Origin of the sequence: Massilia aquatica (assembly GCF_011682045.1) — a bacterium.
In the GTDB taxonomy this organism is placed as follows: domain Bacteria; phylum Pseudomonadota; class Gammaproteobacteria; order Burkholderiales; family Burkholderiaceae_D; genus Telluria_A; species Telluria_A aquatica.
The window spans coordinates 1-246 of record NZ_VVIW01000089.1; the positions used below are offsets into that span (position 1 = coordinate 1).

The 246-nt window shown below is 53.7% G+C and carries 1 rRNA gene; it reads left to right on the forward strand.

The window, feature by feature from the left end:
- Positions 1–246: ribosomal RNA gene (locus F1609_RS33990) — 23S ribosomal RNA — on the forward strand; the annotation flags it as partial.

Genomic DNA, 246 nt, shown 5'->3' on the forward strand with positions numbered 1-246 from the left:
GCACCGTCGTATGATGCGATGGGGGGACGGATCGCGGAAGGTTGTCCAGCGGTTGGAAGTGCTGGTTTTTGACTCATAGAAGGCGCTTAGGCAAATCCGGGCGCGGAATTCAAGGGGTTGAGACGAGAGACTTAGGTCTTGAAGCAATCGGAAGTGGTTCCAAGAAAAGCCTCTAAGCTTCAGTCATACGAGACCGTACCGCAAACCGACACAGGTGGGCGAGATGAGTATTCTAAGGCGCTTGAG